This window comes from Ruegeria sp. CDSA246 (assembly GCF_059611225.1).
This window is the reverse complement of the sequence record NZ_JBXWPD010000054.1, coordinates 1-1,396: the sequence shown is the minus strand read 5'-3', so window position 1 is coordinate 1,396 and position 1,396 is coordinate 1. Positions and strand designations below refer to the sequence as shown.

Annotated in this window: 1 protein-coding gene; it reads left to right on the top strand. The window is 53.4% G+C overall.

Going from position 1 to position 1,396, the window contains the following annotated elements:
• Nucleotides 1-179: 179 nt before the first annotated feature.
• Nucleotides 180-1,396 (top strand): adenylate/guanylate cyclase domain-containing protein (locus AC2FI9_RS22775; protein WP_496771009.1); only part of this gene is annotated, 1,217 nt, incomplete at its 3' end.

The following is a 1,396-nucleotide window of genomic DNA, read 5'->3' as shown; positions in this document are numbered from 1 at the left end:
TCCGCGGATATGAAGGTGACCGTTTGCTGAATGCGCGACAGGTATTTGAGCATTACCTTTTTAGTTGTGCGTGTATGCCTGTACCTGTGCTTTCTATTCATTAAGGCTTTTCAAAATCTGACGAATGGGCTGACAGAAGCAACCCACCGAGCTAACTTCATTGCAAAGAGGAGGGGTGAATGGGAAGACGTCTCACGACGGTATTGGCCGCCGACATTGTGGGCTATTCCGGGCTGATGGATCAGGACCGTACTGGCACAGTCGCTGCATTAAAGACCTTCCGCGAGGACACGTTTCTCCCGATCGTGGAAGATACCAATGGTTCACTGATCAAAAGCATGGGCGACGGCTGGATCGTCGAGTTTCAATCACCATCTGAAGCAGCAGCTTGCGCGATTGCAGTTCAGTCCGCCCTCAAACCTGACCACATCAAACTGCGCATCGGGGTTCACACAGGGGAAGTGGTAACCGATGGCGATGACATTTTCGGCGACGGCATCAATGTTGCGGCGCGTCTGGAGGCTCTCGCGAAGCCGGGACAAGTGCTCTTTTCGGATACGTCACATAACAGCCTTGACCGTAACGATGCGGGATTATTCGACGGCGGAGAGCAAACCGAACTGAAAAACATCACGCGGCATGTTGGAATCTGGTGTTGGCCAAAGGGTACGAAAGCCAATCTCGCGATCAAAGCGGATGTGAGGCCGGGAATCGCAGTGCTCCCATTCGACAATATGTCGGGTGATCCGGAGCAGGAGTTCTTTGCCGATGGCATAACGGAAGACATCATAACTGAGCTATCTCGGTTTCGTTGGTTGATGGTCGTCGCACGAAATTCTTCTTTTGCTTATAAGGGGAAAAGCACGGACATCCGCGACGTGGGCCGCGACTTAGGGGTTCGGTATGTACTGGAAGGCTCCGTTCGGCGTTCCGGGCAGCGCGTCCGCATCACGGGACAGCTCATAGATACCGAAAATGGGAGCCATTTGTGGGCGGACCGCTTTGACGGTGTGCTCGACGACATCTTTGATCTTCAAGATCAAGTCACCGAAGACGTAGTTACAGCTATTGAACCATCGGTGCGGCACGCTGAAACAAATCGTGCGCGTGCAAAACCCACCAAGGACTTACAGGCATACGAGCTCTACCTCCGAGCTTTATCACATTTCCACTTGCTGACTGACCAAGACAACATAGAGGCAATACGACTGACAAAACTGGCTTTGGATCGAGATCCGGAATACGCCTCCGCAGCGGGCTTGCTAGCATGGCTTCATATCCAACGTCTTGTGCAAGGTTTGGAACCTGTAGATCAGGGACCCAAGTCAGCTGTCGCGGCCGCAGAGCAGGTGCTGCGGAGCGATCGCGCGGACGGCATTGCAAAGGCTTATGCCGC